Here is a 15,934-nt window from a genome sequence, read left to right on the forward strand (position 1 = left end):
CGGCACGGCGCTCACGCAAGGTAGGCCAGGAGGCGGCTCAGCAAACCCAGGGCGATGACCACAGCGAGCAAGGCTCCCATCATCAGCCAGGGTTTGAACGGCGCACGTTGGACCTGGTGGACGGGAGAGCTGAGGTACTGATCGACCTTCTGCTGGTCTTCGGGGCTCAGGCGACTGGGCATGGGCGGCCTCCGTTTATAATGCCAAGCATTCTAGTAGGGCTTGGGCGGCCTCTCAATGCGCCGCCGATCAATGCAGCTTTGCGTCGGCGCCTATTTACAGGCCGACGCCCATGTCGAAAAGGATGCTGCGGCCCAGGCTGCCGCGCAGAAAGTCCGGCGCGTCACTGTGGGCGAATAGCACGCGGGCGAAGGTCGGCCCGACTACCGACAGCGAGCGCCAACCCTGGCGCAGGTACTCGGTGGGTGGTGGGAACGGGGTGTTGAAGTCCGGCGTCTCGCGCTTGAGGCTGACGAAGGCCAGCAGGTCGAGCTCGCGCGGGTCGATGCCGCGCTCGGCGTAGTTGTGCGCCTTCTTGCGCAGTGTCGGTGCCAGGCGCGCCTGCAGTTCCGCGCAGGGAATCCGTCGCGGCCGCTGCTCTCGGCGGATCAACTGGTTGAGGCTCTGGGCCATGCGCCGGCGCAGCAGTTCCTCCTTCCATTCCTCGTTGAGCCGACGGCCCTGGTCGAGCACGAAGAACACCTCGAAGGTGGCGTCGCGGAACAGCACATCCGGCGGCTGTTGCGTGGGCGCGACGAAGTCCTCCTGGCGATACGGCACCTTCAGCGCCTGCAGCAGCCGCTGGCAGGCCCAGCACTCCCGCTCCCACTTGCGGGCGTTGGAGAGAAAGTCGTTGGCTTGTTCCGCCTGGCGCGTCAGCAGGCGCAGATAGTCGGACTCGTTCATGCCTCAAGCATAGTTGCTGGCAACCGCAGGCGGGCGACGGCGGCGGTGTAGACTGTTGCCAATCATTGGCGGTTCCGGGCAAGGAGGAAACGTGAGACGAGTGCTGGGCGGGATGCTGTTGATGGTGCTGGCGAGCGTGGCGTTGGCGCAGGAGTCACCGGCCACTGGCTGGACGCTGCTGGATCAGTTCGACAAGCCCTATACGGCGGAAACTGACCTGAAAGTCCTGCTGGTCGCCCACGACATGGCCGGCTCGAAGCTGGTAAAAGCGGTGCTGGCCGAGCGTCCGACAGGCTATCTGGAGGCGCGCCATGCAGCCTTCGTCGCCGACATCAGCCGCATGCCCGCGCCCATCTCGAAGCTGTTCGCTATCCCCGCCATGCGCGACTACTCCTACCGCGTGCTGCTCGACCGCGAGCCGCGCGTGGCCAACCGCTTCCCGGCCCAGGCCGATGCGGTGACCTGGCTGCAACTCGAGCAGGGCAAGGTCGTCTCGACTCATCAGTTCGATTCCGTTGAGGCTTTGCGTCAGGCGCTGGAGCGGGGCGCGCCGTGATCGCCGCACAACTGCTGTCTGCGGAGACCCTGGAGATCGGCTGGGCGATCTACCTGCCCATCGTCGCCTGGGCCATCTGGCGCGCGCCGTGGCTGGAGCTGGTCAGCGACTTCCGCCGCCAGCACCTGGTGTTCGGCACCATGCTCGGGTTGTTCCTGCTCTGGCTGGTGCGGCGCGACTTCGCTTCCGGGGTGTCCTTCCACTTCATCGGCATGACCGCCGTGACCCTGCTGCTGGACTGGCCGCTGGCGGTACTGGTCGGCCTGGTTGCGCAACTGGGGCTGTGCGCCATCGGCCGGCAGGACTGGGCCGCCATCGGCGTCAACGGCATCCTGCTGGTGCTGATTCCGGTCGTCATCACCGAGCTGGCGGCGATCTTCGTCGAGCGCCGCCAGCCGCGGAACCTGTTCGTCTACATCTTCTGTTCGGGCTTCTTCCCGGCGGCGCTGGCCGCGGTCTGCAGCCTGCTGCTGGGCCTCGGCCTGCTGTGGATGGACGGGCTGTTCCCGATGCCGCCGTGGATCGAGGACTTCATCGGTTACCTCTGGCTGATCATGTTCCCTGAAGCCTTTATCAACGGCACCATCGTCACCGGGCTGGTGGTCTTCTATCCAGACTGGCTGGAGACCTTCAACCGCACGCGGTACCTGCAGGCGCCGTGGAAGGATGACGATGAGCCACGCTGATGTTCGGCCATCTGCGAGGCCCATGGCCGCCGCGGTTTGATCCAGATCAGTTCGGCAACCTCCCAGGATCAGGGAAGCTTGGCCCCCCATTCGCAAGGAGATTGCCGATGAGCATTCACAGCTGGGCCGAACAACGCCTCCACGAACTGCTGATCGAAGCCGAAGCGGCAGGCCAGGACCCGCAACTGGTCGTGCGTGCGCTGCTCAGCGCCGTTGTGCAGGCCAATGCGCAGGTCCGCACCCAGGAAGACCTGGAGCATGAGCTGCATTTCCTCGCCGACAACCTGGACGAAGAGCGGGACTACGCCTTCATGCGCCCCTGACGAAAAAGGCCCGCAGATGCGGGCCTTTTACTGGCTGGGGGAGCGGCGGCTCAATGCCCGCGCGGCTTCTCCAGATCGCCGGAGAACAGCTCGTCCTCGAGATTGTCGCCTGGGATGGCGTGATCTTCCGCCGCCCAGGCGCCGAGGTCGATCAGCTTGCAGCGGTGCGAACAGAAGGGACGGAACTCGCTCTTGGCGCTCCACTCCACGGGAGCGCCGCAGGTGGGGCATTCCACGGTCAGGGGTTGGCTCATGGTTGTCCTCCACGCAGGCCTAGATAGAACTGATGCAGACGCTCGACCTGCTGGTGCAGGTGGCCGAGGTCGCCATCGTTGAGCAGCACGTCGTCCGCGTGCTTGAGTCGGTCGTCGCGCAAGGCCTGGGCCTTGAGAATCGAGCGGACCTGTTCTTCGGACACCTGGTCGCGGCGCATGGTGCGCTCCAGTTGCAGGTGTTCGGGGGTATCCACCACCAGCACGCGCTGGGTCATGCGGTGCTGCCCGGACTCCACCAGCAGCGGCGAGACCAGGATGGCGTAGGGCGATTGCGCCTGCGCCAGGTTGCTGGCGATCTCCTGGCCGATCAGCGGGTGCAGCAGCTGTTCCAGCCAGCGACGCTCGTCTTCGGCCTTGAAGATGCGCTCGCGCAGGGCGGCGCGGTTGAGCTGGCCGTCCGGCAGCAACATGGCTTCGCCGAAGCGCTCGACGATCTTCGCCAGGGCAGGGCGGCCGGGTTCCACCACCCAGCGCGCGGCGTGGTCGGCGTCGACCATGTGGATGCCCAGCGAGGCGAAATGCTCGGCGGCGGCACTTTTGCCGCTGCCGATGCCGCCAGTAAGGCCCAGAATCCAGGGTTTCATCGTTCTCCTTTCAGCCGGCCCGGTGGCCGTCCAGATGCGCCGAGGAGACTCGGCGCAGGAGAAGGCTAGCGGAAACCGGCGAACTGCAGATAGGTCGCGGTTATTTGATCACCCCAGAGCAGCGCAATCCAGCCGGCGATGGCCAAATAGGGGCCGAAGGGGATGGGCGTACTGGTTTCAGCATTGCGCAGGCGCAGCAGGATCACGCCCAGCACCGCGCCCACCAGCGACGAAAACAGGATGGTCAGTGGCAGCACCTGCCAGCCGCCCCAGGCGCCGAGCATGGCCAGCAGCTTGAAGTCGCCGTAACCCATGCCTTCCTTGCCGGTGATCAGCTTGAACAGCCAGTACACCGACCACAGGCTCAGGTACCCGAACACCGCGCCCCAGAGCGCGTCGCCCAGGCTGGTGAAGAGCCCGAAGTGGTTGACGATCAGCCCCAGCCATAGCAGCGGCAGCACCAGGGAGTCCGGCAACAGCTGGTGATCGACATCGATCATGCTCATCGCCAGCAGGCCCCAGGTCAGCAGCAGCATCGCGCCGGCCTGCCAGCCGAAGCCGTAGTGCCAGGCAATGAAGGCCGACAGCACGCCACAGGCCAGCTCGACCAGCGGGTAGCGCTTGCTGATCGGCGCCTTGCAAGACGAGCACTTGCCGCCCAGCGCCAGCCAGCTGACCAGCGGGATGTTCTCCCACGGCTTGATCTCGTGGGCGCAGTGCGGGCACTGGGAGTTGGGCAGGACCAGGTTGTAGGTCGGGAGCTTCTCGCCCTCCGGCAGGCCCAGGGTTTCCCGCGCCTGCTGCTGCCAGTCGAGCTCCATCATCCGCGGCAGGCGATGGATCACCACGTTGAGGAAGCTGCCGACCAGCAGGCCGAGGAGGGTGACGCACAAAACAAAGGCCAGCGGGGTGCTGGCCAGGAAGTCGAGAACAGGCATGGGTTATACGACGTTGCCCAGTTGGAAGATCGGCAGGTACATGGCGATGATCAAACCGCCGACCAGCACACCCAGGACGGCCATGATCATGGGCTCCATGAGGGTGGTGAGGTTGTCGACGGCGTTGTCCACTTCCTCTTCGTAATAGCTGGCAACCTTGTCGAGCATGGCGTCCAGGGAGCCGGACTCTTCACCGATCGCGGCCATTTGCACGGCCATGCTGGGGAATACGCCGGTGGTGCGCATGGAGAAGTTCAGCTGCGTACCGGAGGAGACGTCCTGCTTGATCTTGTTCACCGCAGTGCGGAACACAACGTTGCCGGTGGCCCCGGATACGGAGTCCAGAGCCTCGACAAGTGGTACACCTGCCGCGAAGGTGGTGGACAGCGTACGTGCGTAACGGGCTACGGCGGATTTGTAGAGGATATCGCCGACGACCGGTGTCTTCAGGATGGCGCGATCCATGCCGTCTCTGAACTTCTCCGAGCGTCGATGGACTTCACGGAAGGCAAAGGCTGCCGCAAACAACAGAATCAGGACGATGAACCACCATTCCTGAAGCGCTTCGGAAATCGAGATCACCATGCGGGTGAATGCGGGGAGTTCTGCGCCGAAGTTGGCGAATACCGACTGGAACTGCGGAACGACCTTGATCAGGAGAATGGCCGAAACCACGATGGCCACGACGACTACCGCGATGGGGTAGGTCATTGCCTTCTTGATCTTCGCTTTCAGGGACTCGGTCTTTTCCTTGTAGGTGGCGACACGGTCGAGCAGCGACTCCAGCGCACCGGATTGCTCACCGGCGTCAACCAGATTGCAGTAGAGGTCGTCGAAGTACTGCGGCTTCTTGCGCAGGGAGTTGGCCAGGCTGTTGCCGGATGCCACCTCCTGTTTGACCTCATCGACCAGCTTGCGCATGTTCGGGTTCTCGAAGCCTTCGCCAATGATGTCGAAGGATTGGAGCAAGGGCACGCCCGACCCCATCATCGTCGCCATCTGGCGAGTGAAGAGGGCGATATCCATGGGCTTGATCTTCTTGCCCTTGCTGAATAGCGAGATGCTCTTCTTGCGAACCTTGGTCGGGTTGATCCCCTGCTTGCGCAGTTGGGCCTTGACCAGTGCCGTGTTGGTCCCGGAAAGCTCCCCTTTGACTTTCCCGCCCTTGCGATCAGTACCTTCCCAGGAGAAGACACTGGTCCTCAATGCTTTATCCGCCATGGATTAATCCTTGGTCACGCGGTTGACTTCTTCGAGGCTGGTGATGCCTTGCATGGCCTTCAGCAGTCCCGAAGTGCGCAGATCGTTGAAGCCTTCTTTGCGGGCCTGTTCGGCGATCTGAATGGAGTTGCCTTCCTCCATGATAATCCGCTGCAGGGCTGGCGTGATTTTAACCACTTCATAAATACCCAAGCGTCCCTTGTATCCACCCTTGCAATTGTCGCACCCGACCGGTGAATACAATTTGAAGGTTCCGATCTTTTCTTCCGGGAAACCCTCATGGAGCAGGGCTTCCCGCGGAACGTCGTGTTCCTTCTTGCAGTGAGGGCAGAGTTTGCGAGCCAGGCGCTGGGCGATGATGAGGTTGGTGGACGTAGCCAGGTTGAAGGAGGCAACGCCCATGTTCAGCAGACGGGTCAGGGTTTCGGCGGCGCTGTTGGTGTGCAGGGTGGACATCACCATGTGGCCGGTCTGGGCAGCTTTGATTGCAATCTCGGCGGTCTCCAGGTCACGGATCTCGCCGACCATGATCACGTCTGGATCCTGACGCAGGAATGCGCGCAGCGCCTGGGCGAAGTCCATGCCCTGGCGCGGGTTGACGTTGACTTGGTTGATGCCTTCAAGGTTGATCTCCACCGGGTCTTCCGCCGTGGAGATATTGATATCCGGGGTGTTGAGGATGTTGATGCCGGTGTAAAGCGAAACCGTTTTGCCCGAGCCTGTGGGGCCAGTCACCAGGATCATGCCTTGCGGCTGCTTCAGAGCGTCCAGGTAGAGCTGCTTCTGTGCTTCCTCATATCCCAGGGCATCGATGCCCATCTGCGCACTGGACGAGTCGAGAATCCGCATCACGATCTTCTCGCCCCATAGCGTAGGCAGAGTGTTGACGCGGAAGTCGATGGACTTGGTCTTGGACACACGCATCTTGATGCGGCCGTCCTGAGGTTTGCGGCGTTCGGAGATGTCGAGGCCTGCCATGACTTTCAGGCGCGCAGATATACGACTAGCCAACTGGATCGGTGGTTTGGCAACTTCGTGCAGCATGCCGTCGGTGCGGAAGCGCACGCGGTAGATTTTTTCGTAAGGCTCGAAGTGCAGGTCAGAAGAGCCGCCCTTGATGGCATCCAGCAGCATCTTGTTGACGAAGCGAACCACTGGGGCGTCGTCAGCGGCGTCGCCAGCAGCATCGTCCTTGGGTTCAGCATTACCGCTTTCGATGTCCAGTCCATCGAGGTCGACATCGCCTAGATCATCCAAGCCACCGGTTACGCTCTCGAAGATCTTTTCGATCATCTCGCCGAGCTTGTCATCTTCTACGAGGATGGCTTCGGTGGTCAGGCCGGTACTGAACTGAACATCGGTAATTGCCTGATGATTGGTCGGGTCGGACAGACCCACGAACAGTTTGTTGCCGCGCCGCCAGAGCGGAATCACTCGGTGCTGGCGGATAAGCTTTTCAGTCACCAGCTCCTTCGGAATCGACTCTCGGTCGATGCCGGAAAGATCGCAGTAGGCGATGCCGAACTGGTCCGCCGCCAGCTCCGTCAGCGGGCGGCTTTTCACCAGCTTGTTCTGCACAAGGTAGGTAACCAGCGACAGCTTGTTCCGTTGCGCCTGGAGTTGCGCCTGCTGGGCGCTCTTCTCGTCCAGCAGTTCGGAGTGCACCAGTTGGCGGGCGAGGCCGGAGAGCACGACTTGATCGTTCATACAGAGATGGCCGAATGATGTATTGCATGCCTTATATCGTAGATGCTCGGTGGAGCCAAACCGGGTTATTTGGAGTGCCGAAATTTGTCACTTGCTGCGAAAAATCGTACGGCACGTTGCCGGTAATTCGCACAAGTCCCGCCGAATGCGGTGTATGCCGATCTGGCATGGAACCTGCTTCCTTCGAATTCAGGTCCTACGACCTCTTCTAAAAACCTGGAGAGAATTATGAAAGCTCAAAAAGGCTTTACTCTGATCGAACTGATGATCGTAGTTGCGATCATCGGCATCCTGGCCGCCATCGCCCTGCCGGCTTATCAGGACTACACCCGTAAGGCCCGCGTTTCTGAAGTGGTGCTGGCTGCCAGCTCCGCTCGTACTTGCGTGACTGAAATCGTTCAGTCCTCCGGTACCACCACCTTCACTACCCTGGATTCTTGCGCAGCTTCCTTCGTTTCGACCCAATTCGTTCAGAGTCTGACTGTGGACTCGGCGAATGGCGAGGTAGTCGCTACTGGTAACGCCACCACTATCGGTGAGGCCGCATCCGTAACTCTGACTCCGACCATCACCGGCAATGCCATCACTGCTTGGACTTGCACTGGCACTCCGCAGCGTCTGATGCCGGGTTCTTGCCGCTAATAGCAAGACTCCTTCAAAAGAAGGCGCGCCTCGGCGCGCCTTCTTTTTTCTGTCACGGCCAAGCTGGATGAGCAGTGGAAAAGTTCTCACTTAAATTCGTAAGTTCCTTGATCATCCTCACGGTCTGCTGGGGGTTAGCGATTGGTAAGGATCTAGGGTGGGATCTTATGAACCACCACTTCTACCTGCCATACGCTTGGGCCAGCGGGAATCTGACGCAGGACTTTTTTGCCGCCGGACCGCAAAGTTACCAGAATCCGCTGGGCTATTTTCCTTTCTACTTCATGGTCATTACGGGTTGGCCTTCTTGGTTGATAGGTACGGCGCTAGGTGCCCTGCATGCCCTGAACGTTGTTGTCATTTATCTTATTTCTCGCCTTCTCTGGCCGCAGGCGAGTGGCTGGAGGAGTGCGGCCACCCTGATGGCCTGGCTTGCGCCGATTTTTCTGGTCCTGGTTGCTAGTACTTCCGTCGATGTTCTGTCCAGTGTTCTTGTGCTGTCGTGTCTGCTGGGGTTACTTTGTCGGGCTAAACAGGCGTCCAGACGATTCCTGTTGATTACGCTGTGCGCACTCCTCGTTGCCGTGGCTTTTTCCATCAAGCTCAGTAACTTCATCTTCGTCATTTCCTGTTCGATAGTACTTATGGTTCAGTCCTGGCGAAAGAGTGGCTGGGGCTACGATTGGCTGGCTTGGTGCCTGGGTGGCGCCATTGGCGGGGTGCTCGGAATGGGCTGGTACTCTTGGGAGATGTATCAGCAGTTTGGTAATCCCGTATTTCCCCTGGCGAATGGAATATTCCATTCGCCCTATGCTCCCGATCAGACGGTTGCGTCGGGGAGATTCGCTGTGTCGTTCAGTGATGTCTTCTCCTTGCCTTTGCGTTTGATGGAAATGCGACGGTTCATTTATTACGAAGGTTTCGCTCCCGATCTGCGCTTTGCAGCCTTGGCTTTGGTCTTGCTGGTTACGCTCGGGTTGCTGTTCTTCCGTCCCCTACGAAACACCTTGGTTTCACGGCTCACCCGGCTCGATATATCGCTGCTGGCTTTCACTGCAGTCTCATATGTTATTTGGGCGACAGTTTCCGGGAACGGTCGCTATGTCGTTCCCTTGTTCCTGGTCGCTGGCCTTCTGGTTGTGCGCGGAATTTATTTGCTGGCACCGGGGAAGGTCGGGCGTTTTTTTGCGGTGGCACTGCTGTTGCTGCAAGGCTTCTACGGTTTTACTGCGACGGACTTCCGATTCTCCGCCGAGCCTTGGGACGATGAGCCTTTCTTCAAGGTCCAGGTTGCGCCGCAACTGCGCGAAGAGTCTGCGCTTCATCTTCTGCTGGGAGTGCAGACCAACGCCTCTGTCCTGGCGGCTGCTGGTCTCAATGGTAGTTTGAGTAACCCTGTCGGGCAGATGTCCATCCCTATGAGCGGGGCGCCGGGGGATCGATTGAAGGCATTGCTGGCGACCTACCAGGGCCGAGTAAGGGCAGTCTTCCCCGATTTCCGGTCGCCATTGCCGGAGAGCATGCAGAAGTCCAAGCGGCGCATCGATCAAGTCCTTTACCGATTCGGATTGATGGTGGATGTGCAAGATTGCCTGCCGATACAGGTCTCGGTTGCGGACAAGGAAGGGCATCCGATATTTGCCTGGGTGCAACGGCAGAATATGTTCATCGGAAAAGGCGGTGGTCCTCGGTTTGTGAGTTGCCGCCTTGAGGAGCGCCAAGGCCGTGACCTTGCCTTCGAAGGCGAGCGAGCTACTGCCGATCAAGTTTTCGCCGTACTGGAGCAGAAGTGTCCCAATCTCTACGGGCCGCGAGGTTTGCCAACGGAGTGGAGCGGCACCGCCTGGCAGCGCTTCTATCCCAACTCAGACTCGACCGTACTGGTCTCCCGCGAAGAGGGTGTCACTGGCCGTATTCTGCGTGCTCCCCTGGATCGTCGCTTCGGCTCGTTCGACGAGGTTCTTCACGGTCAAGGCAATTTCGATTGCGCTGCTCCCAATATGCGAACGCCGGATTAAGTATGAATTGCGACGTACCCCGTTTGGAGTTAACCATCCTAATGCCTTGCCTCAATGAGGCGGAGACCGTGAGTGACTGTGTCTCGAAGGCTCGCGCTTTCCTGACGCGCAACAATGTGCTCGGTGAGGTGCTTGTTGCCGATAATGGCTCTACCGATGGCTCTCAGGCACTGGCCGTGGCGGCTGGTGCCCGAGTGGTCGATATTGCTGCGCGCGGATATGGCGCTGCGCTTATCGGGGGCGTCGAGGCTGCCAACAGTCGATTCGTCATCATGGGCGATGCCGACGACAGTTATGACTTCCAGCGCCTTGAAGGCATGCTGGAGAAGCTGCGCGAAGGCTATGAGCTGGTCATGGGCAACCGTTTCGCTGGCGGAATCGAGAAGGGCGCCATGCCCTTCCTGCATCGCTACCTCGGCAACCCGGTCCTGAGCTTCATCGGGCGACTGTTCTTCAAGGCGCCGGTGGGGGATTTCCACTGCGGCTTGCGCGGGTTTTCCCGTGAGGCGATCCTGAAGCTGGACCTGAATTCCCCTGGCATGGAGTTCGCCAGCGAGATGGTCGTGAAGGCTTCGCTGCAAAAGCTGCGTATCTGTGAGGTGCCGATCACGCTGTCTCCGGACGGACGTTCGCGCCCGCCGCATTTGCGTACCTGGCGCGATGGCTGGCGACACCTGAAGTTCCTGCTGATCTTCAGCCCGCACTGGCTGTTCTTCGTTCCGGGCCTGCTGCTGTTCGTGCTCAGTTCCCTGCTGATGGTGGTCATCGACTTCCACCCCATCGTGGTCAGGGACGTCGGGTTGGACGTCCACACCCTGGTGTATGCCGGCGCCGGTATTCTGCTGGGCTTGCAGATGGTGTTTTTCTCGGTCTTCAGTCGGCTGGTTGGCATGACCTCAGGATGGCTGCCCATCGATGCCCGATGGATGGCCGCACTTTCGCGGGTCACGCTGGAGCGTGGCATCCTGCTGTCCCTCGCGCTTTTTGCATTCGGCGGCTGGATGACCTGGGAAGCCCTGCTGATCTGGAGCGAAGGTGGGTTCGGCGCGCTAGACCCGCGGGTGGTGATGCGCTGGGTCGTTCCCTCGGTGACTGCCATTGCACTGGGTGGCGAGGTTTTCCTCGCGGCCTTTTTCCTCGAGACGCTGCGAATTCCTGCTCGGAAAGCCATTGCATGAATCCATACAGATTGCGTATCGCTGATTACCTGCTGCCTGTGGTCAGCGGATTGGGCGAATTGAACAAGGTGCTGGACTTCGGCAGCGGCGACGGCTGGTTTGCCAGTCGCTTCAATGCCCTGGACGGGGTGAAGAGCCTGACTGCGCTCGACGTGAAGCGCCGCCCGAACGTGCACTTCGAGCCGCAGATCTATACGCCTGGCGAGGCGATTCCATTCCCGGATGGCGGTTTCGATCTGGTCTATTCGATCGATGTCCTGCATCACTGCGAGGACCCGTTCTATCAACTGGATGAGCTGTCCCGGGTTTCCGGCCGCTATCTGCTGATCAAGGATCATGCCTACCGGACATCAGTGGGGCGCTGGACGCTGGCCGTGCTCGATGAGCTGGGAAACCGCCGTTTCGGTATCCCCTCGCTCTATCAATACCAGCATGGCAGCAGCTGGACCGATCACCTCAGTCGTCGGGGCTGGACGCTCAAGGCAAAGGTGATGCCCATGAAGTGCCACAGCGGAATTCTCGGATTGGCCACCAATGGGCTGCAGTACTACGCCCTCTATGAGCGGGTCGGGGCTACTTCTTCCTAAAGCTCCAGCGGCGGTGAATCGTGAAGTTAAGGAAAGTCATGCATGCTGCCAAGATTGCGCTAGCCACGAGATAGTGGATGCCGCAGATGGAGACCAGGGCTGCCATAAGTCCCAGATTGATAGTAAATAGGCCGATATTAGCGGATAGGTACCTGGAGAACTCGACAACTGCCGGCATTTGGCTGGTGCTGAAAGTCCAATGGCGGTTCATGGACCAGCCAAGGGTATTGGTAAGTAAAATGGAGATAGTTGTCGATATAAGGTAGTTGATTCCAATAAGGTCGGTTGCGGTATAGAGAATTAGCAGATTGATTATAAAGCAAATTCCGCCGGTGATAATGAATCGGTAATAACGGCGATCCTTTAGTATGCTATTGATGCGATTCAATATAGTGGTCTGCCGGAGGTCTTGGGTCTGGGAGGTCGGTTGCTCGAATGTGGCGATATGATGCCTTTGGCGGCTGCTGATTGCAAACGCCGGTCCAAGAAGGTGTCCTTATCCCAAGGCCTGAAAAATTAGGCTATTTGTAGTATTTTTAAACCGTTCGACTTGAGAGGCTGCTTGGTTCTTCTTTTTGTGAATATATGCTAGGCATGCTGAGGTGTATTAGGTAGATTGGTTTAATGAGGTTGGTTGTCTTTGGGGGATGTCTGGCGTGCTAGGTATTATTAGGGGTTGTAGGGTTGAAACTAATTTTTTTGGCGTGAGCGTTTGGTCTTGTTAGATATAGTCTCTGGTCTCTTGAGTTCAGGGCTGGAGCATCCGCTGCGTTCGGCCAGTTATTGGGTCATTGGCGCTCGTTACAAGCGGCCCGATATTGATTTCAGCGCAGATGTTTGTCTTTTATTGCCGACTCGGGAGAGAAGTGGTTGTTGGTGAATGGAGCAGACCCTCAAGTCCTTCAGGTCAGTGCTTTCTATCCCGCGCACGGCGGGGGAATCGAGGTCGTGGCAGGCAAGCTGGCCGAGGGGCTGGCCGGTGAAGGTGTCCAGGTTGCCTGGATGGCGGGAGGACTCGCGGAGGAGGCTCCCGCAGGGGGCTATGGCCTGCGGATCGAGCGGGCTTCGGCCATCGACTTCTGTGAGCGGTACCTGGGCTTGCCTTTGCCGTTGTGGGGGCTGGCGAGTCTGCGCAAGCTGTGGAAAGAGGTCCGCTGCGCTCAGCTGGTTCAGGTTCACGACTATCTCTATTTCCCGTCCCTGATCACGTTGCTGTTCGCGTGGTGCCTGCGCCGTCCGGTGGTGGTGACACAACATATCGGCTGGATCGAATTCAACTCTGCTGCCGCCCGGTTCATCCTGCGCCTGCTCAATAACACTCTGGGGCGGTTCGTGCTTTCCCGGGTAGGGCGCGTTGTCTATGTGTCGCGCCCCGTGGCGGATTACTGGGCGGGAATTCTGCGTAGTGAGCAGCCTGGGAACGTCATCCCAAACGGTGTCGATCATCAGCGATATTCCCCAGCGGCTCCTGCTTCGCGGGGTGGGGTGCTGGAATTCCTCTTCGTGGGCAGGTTCGTCGAGAAAAAGGGCATTGATCTGCTCAGAGCGTGTCTCGACATTCCCGGCATCCACTGGACATTCGTCGGCTGGGGGCCGCTGTCGCCCAGGCTATGGGGGCTGTCAGAGCAGATCACGGTGGTGGAGGGGCTGAGGGCTGAGGAAGTCGTGCGCTACTACCAGCAAGCCGATCTCCTGGTGCTCCCTAGCAAGGGGGAGGGGTTCCCCCTCGTCATCCAGGAGTCGCTCGCCTGCGGTACGCCCGTGTTGGTCAGTGACGAGGTGCGGATGGCGTTTCCCAGTCTGGATGAGCGTTGCGTATTTGCTGCGGATGTCTCCGGCCCTGATGCCCTGATCCAGTTGCGGCAGGCTTTGAGCAGGCTGGCGAGTGAGCCGGATACCTTGCGCCAGGTGCGCCCCCATGCAGAACAACTGTCGCGCCAATGGTCCTGGGAAAGCTGCGTTCAGGCCTATCTGGGCATCTATCAAGACCTGGCACGCTCGTTTTCGGGCTGCAATTGATTCGCGCATAGGTGGCTGATAAAGTGCCCCCGCCGCCGGTGTAGCTCAGTCGGTAGAGCAGCTCATTCGTAATGAGAAGGTCGGGGGTTCGATTCCTCTTACCGGCACCATCTTCAGCAAAAAGCCCCGCTTTCGAGCGGGGCTTTTTGTTTTCCGGCTTCCGGAAACTCAGGCGTAGCCGCCAGGGTTCTGGCTCTGCCAGTTCCAGGCGTCGCGGCACATGTCTTCGATGTCGCGGGCGGCGCTCCAGCGCAGTTCTGTGCCGGCCAGGGCGGGGTCGGCGTGGTAGCTGGCGATGTCCCCATCGCGGCGGGGCAGGAACTGGAAGGGCAGTTCGTGGCCGCAGGCTTTTTCGTAGGCGTGGATGATTTCCAGCACGCTGTAGCCACGGCCGGTGCCGATGTTGAACGTCTTCGCGCCGCTGGCGCCGTCGAGCCAGCGCAGGGCGCTGAGGTGGGCGTTGGCCAGGTCGACGACGTGCAGGTAGTCGCGCACGCCGGTGCCGTCCGGGGTGGCGTAATCGTTGCCGAACACGCGAATGAACGGCTGCTTGCCGGTGGCGACCTGGGAGACGTAGGGCATCAGGTTGTTGGGGATGCCGTTGGGGTCTTCGCCGATGCGCCCGCTGGCGTGGGCACCCACTGGATTGAAGTAGCGCAGGATGGCCATGGTCCACTGCGGGTCGGCGTGGGCGATGTCGCGCAGGGCGATTTCCGCCATCAGCTTGGACTGGCCGTACGGGCTGGCCGGGCCGGTGGGAGCGTCCTCGCGGATCGGGCTTTCGGCCGCCAGGCCATAGACCGTGGCGGAGGAGCTATAGATGAAGCGCTTCACGCCATGGCGTTGCATGACTTGGCAGAGGGTGACGGTGCCGGAGAAGTTGGTCTGGTAGTAGGCGATGGGGTCGGCCACCGACTCGGCGACGGACTTCAGGCCGGCGAGGTGAATGGTGGCGTCGATCTCGTGCTCGCCGAACAGGCGGTCGAGGACGGCTTCGTCACGGACATCGCCTTCGACGAAGGGGATTGCCTGGCCGGTGAGTTGCTCGATGCGCTGCAGCGGGATGGCCGAGCTGTTGCTCAGGTTGTCGAGGACGACGGGGTGGAAGCCCTGCTCGATCAGTTCCAGACAGATGTGGGAGCCGATGTAGCCACAGCCCCCGGTCAGCAGAATCCTTTTCGTCATGATCGCGCTCTTGCTCCCTTCGCTGTTCGCCGATTCGTGAGCGCCTGAGTATGTCAGAGGCGCACGAATCGGCACTATCAGAGGCAGCGTGAACGCGAGTAGGAAATTTTACAGGCTCAGCCGCATCGACAGATCCAGCGCCTTGACGTCCTTGGTCAGGGTGCCGATGGAGATGTAGTCCACACCGGTCTCGGCGATGGTGCGCAGGGTGCTCTCGGTGATGCCGCCCGAGGCCTCCAGCTTGGCGCGGCCGGCGGTGAGGGCGACGGCGGTGCGCATGTCGTCCAGGCTCAGCTCGTCGAGCATGACGATATCGGCGCCGGCCTCCAGCGCCTGGCGCAGCTCGTCCAGGTCTTCCACTTCGATCTCCACCGGCTTGCCGGGGGCGATCTGCTGGGCTGCCGCGATGGCCTGGGCAATGCCGCCGCAGGCGGCGATATGGTTTTCCTTGATCAGGAATGCGTCGTACAGGCCGATACGGTGGTTATGGCAGCCGCCGCAGGTGATCGCGTACTTCTGCGCCAGGCGCAGGCCGGGCAGGGTCTTGCGGGTGTCGAGCAGCTTCACGCCGGTGCCTTCCACGAGGTTGGCATAGTGCTGGGCGCGTGTGGCGGTGCCGGAGAGCAGCTGGAGGAAGTTCAGCGCGCTGCGCTCGCCGGTAAGCAGGGCGCGGGCCGGGCCTTCCAGGGTGAACAGGGTCTGGTCGGCGCTGACCTGCTCGCCATCGCGGACCTGCCATTTCACCTGCACGCGCGGATCGACCTGGCGGAATACCTCGTCGACCCAGGCGGTGCCGGCGAGGGTGGCATTCTCGCGGGTGATGATGCGGGCGCTGGCGTCGCGCTCGGCAGGGATCAGCTGGGCAGTGATGTCGCCGCTGCCGACGTCTTCGGCCAGTGCGGCGCGGACGTTGGCCTGGATTTCCCCGGAAAGCTCGGCGAGGGTGAGGTTCGGCATGGAAGGCTCCTGTTCGCAGTGGCGCGATTATACGGGGGACGGTGGGCGGCGTGCAGGGAGGGCAGCTTTTTGGACCGTCGTACAATCTGTCGGACGGACGGCGGGCGCTTCAGTGTGAATTTCTTCAAGAATGCGTGAAATGTCTCTTGGTT

18 protein-coding genes and 1 tRNA gene are annotated in these 15,934 nt (G+C 60.6%); 9 read left to right on the forward strand and 10 right to left on the reverse strand.

The genetic code is table 11. The features are described 5' to 3' along the window. Positions 1 to 11: 11 nt before the first annotated feature. Positions 12 to 182, reverse strand: coding sequence for a DUF3094 domain-containing protein (locus IB273_RS17795; RefSeq protein WP_017516731.1), 171 nt, complete (start codon positions 180 to 182; stop codon positions 12 to 14). A 94-nt stretch (positions 183 to 276) separates the two neighbouring features. After that, complete coding sequence (locus IB273_RS17800) at positions 277 to 906, reverse strand: DUF1780 domain-containing protein (protein ID WP_192224669.1); 630 nt, start codon at positions 904 to 906, stop codon at positions 277 to 279. A gap of 91 nt (positions 907 to 997) precedes the next feature. Between IB273_RS17800 and IB273_RS17805 the strand changes: the two genes are divergently transcribed. The 3 genes from IB273_RS17805 (at position 998) to IB273_RS17815 (ending at position 2,471) form a co-directional block, all read left to right on the forward strand. Then, a complete protein-coding gene (locus IB273_RS17805) occupies positions 998 to 1,462 on the forward strand; it encodes an FAD/FMN-containing dehydrogenase (RefSeq protein ID WP_318652488.1) in 465 nt (154 codons plus the stop codon). Beyond that, positions 1,459 to 2,148, forward strand: coding sequence for an energy-coupling factor ABC transporter permease (locus tag IB273_RS17810; protein WP_151189415.1), 690 nt, complete (start codon positions 1,459 to 1,461; stop codon positions 2,146 to 2,148). Before IB273_RS17805 ends, IB273_RS17810 begins: the two co-directional genes overlap by 4 nt. Positions 2,149 to 2,255: 107 nt before the next feature. Continuing rightward, positions 2,256 to 2,471 (forward strand): hypothetical protein, encoded by a 216-nt coding sequence (locus IB273_RS17815; protein WP_081517369.1) that lies wholly within the window; start codon positions 2,256 to 2,258, stop codon positions 2,469 to 2,471. A gap of 50 nt (positions 2,472 to 2,521) precedes the next feature. Here the strand turns inward: IB273_RS17815 and yacG are convergent, their stop codons facing one another. The 5 genes from yacG to pilB all read right to left on the reverse strand — a co-directional run bounded on the left by yacG (position 2,522) and on the right by pilB (position 7,196). Further along, positions 2,522 to 2,725 carry a DNA gyrase inhibitor YacG gene (gene yacG, locus IB273_RS17820; RefSeq protein WP_017516736.1) on the reverse strand — a complete coding sequence of 68 codons (204 nt, stop codon included), beginning with the start codon at positions 2,723 to 2,725 and terminating at the stop codon, positions 2,522 to 2,524. Further along, on the reverse strand, positions 2,722 to 3,330 hold the full coding sequence (gene coaE / locus IB273_RS17825) for a dephospho-CoA kinase (protein ID WP_081517370.1): 609 nt from the start codon (positions 3,328 to 3,330) through the stop codon (positions 2,722 to 2,724). Before coaE ends, yacG begins: the two co-directional genes overlap by 4 nt. A gap of 65 nt (positions 3,331 to 3,395) precedes the next feature. After that, the gene (locus IB273_RS17830; protein WP_192224670.1) at positions 3,396 to 4,268 is read right to left on the reverse strand and encodes a prepilin peptidase; all 873 of its coding nucleotides are present in this window, start codon (positions 4,266 to 4,268) and stop codon (positions 3,396 to 3,398) included. Between the two features lie 3 nt (positions 4,269 to 4,271). Continuing rightward, entirely contained in the window at positions 4,272 to 5,489 is a 1,218-nt protein-coding gene (locus IB273_RS17835) for a type II secretion system F family protein (RefSeq protein WP_081517372.1), read from the reverse strand. Between the two features lie 3 nt (positions 5,490 to 5,492). Beyond that, positions 5,493 to 7,196: a type IV-A pilus assembly ATPase PilB gene (pilB, locus tag IB273_RS17840; protein ID WP_192224671.1), complete on the reverse strand. Its 1,704-nt coding sequence runs from the start codon at positions 7,194 to 7,196 to the stop codon at positions 5,493 to 5,495. Positions 7,197 to 7,424: 228 nt separating this feature from the next. Here pilB and IB273_RS17845 point away from each other — a divergent pair, with 228 nt between their 5' ends. The 4 genes from IB273_RS17845 (at position 7,425) to IB273_RS17860 (ending at position 11,621) form a co-directional block, all read left to right on the forward strand. Next, a complete protein-coding gene (locus IB273_RS17845) occupies positions 7,425 to 7,838 on the forward strand; it encodes a pilin (RefSeq protein WP_192224672.1) in 414 nt (137 codons plus the stop codon). A gap of 167 nt (positions 7,839 to 8,005) precedes the next feature. Continuing rightward, a complete protein-coding gene (locus IB273_RS17850; RefSeq protein ID WP_192224673.1) occupies positions 8,006 to 9,856 on the forward strand; it encodes a hypothetical protein in 1,851 nt (616 codons plus the stop codon). A gap of 41 nt (positions 9,857 to 9,897) precedes the next feature. Continuing rightward, entirely contained in the window at positions 9,898 to 11,034 is a 1,137-nt protein-coding gene (locus IB273_RS17855; protein ID WP_225610214.1) for a glycosyltransferase family 2 protein, read from the forward strand. Then, positions 11,031 to 11,621 carry a class I SAM-dependent methyltransferase gene (locus IB273_RS17860; protein WP_192224675.1) on the forward strand — a complete coding sequence of 197 codons (591 nt, stop codon included), beginning with the start codon at positions 11,031 to 11,033 and terminating at the stop codon, positions 11,619 to 11,621. The genes IB273_RS17855 and IB273_RS17860 overlap by 4 nt, the downstream gene beginning before the upstream one ends. On the opposite strand, the gene IB273_RS31940 is transcribed toward IB273_RS17860, so the two are convergent. Beyond that, complete coding sequence (locus tag IB273_RS31940; RefSeq protein ID WP_192224676.1) at positions 11,608 to 12,009, reverse strand: GtrA family protein; 402 nt, start codon at positions 12,007 to 12,009, stop codon at positions 11,608 to 11,610. The two genes, IB273_RS17860 and IB273_RS31940, sit on opposite strands and share 14 nt — an antisense overlap. A gap of 488 nt (positions 12,010 to 12,497) precedes the next feature. Here IB273_RS31940 and IB273_RS17870 point away from each other — a divergent pair, with 488 nt between their 5' ends. Together IB273_RS17870 and IB273_RS17875 are read left to right on the forward strand one after the other, a co-directional pair. Further along, the gene (locus IB273_RS17870) at positions 12,498 to 13,640 is read left to right on the forward strand and encodes a glycosyltransferase family 4 protein (protein WP_318652489.1); all 1,143 of its coding nucleotides are present in this window, start codon (positions 12,498 to 12,500) and stop codon (positions 13,638 to 13,640) included. Positions 13,641 to 13,674: 34 nt separating this feature from the next. Next, positions 13,675 to 13,750 (forward strand) — tRNA-Thr (locus IB273_RS17875). A 58-nt stretch (positions 13,751 to 13,808) separates the two neighbouring features. On the opposite strand, the gene galE is transcribed toward IB273_RS17875, so the two are convergent. Further along, positions 13,809 to 14,825 carry a UDP-glucose 4-epimerase GalE gene (gene galE, locus IB273_RS17880; RefSeq protein ID WP_192224678.1) on the reverse strand — a complete coding sequence of 339 codons (1,017 nt, stop codon included), beginning with the start codon at positions 14,823 to 14,825 and terminating at the stop codon, positions 13,809 to 13,811. A gap of 108 nt (positions 14,826 to 14,933) precedes the next feature. Beyond that, complete coding sequence (gene nadC / locus IB273_RS17885) at positions 14,934 to 15,782, reverse strand: carboxylating nicotinate-nucleotide diphosphorylase (RefSeq protein WP_151189421.1); 849 nt, start codon at positions 15,780 to 15,782, stop codon at positions 14,934 to 14,936. Positions 15,783 to 15,934: the final 152 nt, after the last annotated feature.

The sequence above is a fragment of the Pseudomonas sp. PDM19 genome, from assembly GCF_014852215.1.
Taxonomy (GTDB): Bacteria; Pseudomonadota; Gammaproteobacteria; order Pseudomonadales; family Pseudomonadaceae; genus Pseudomonas.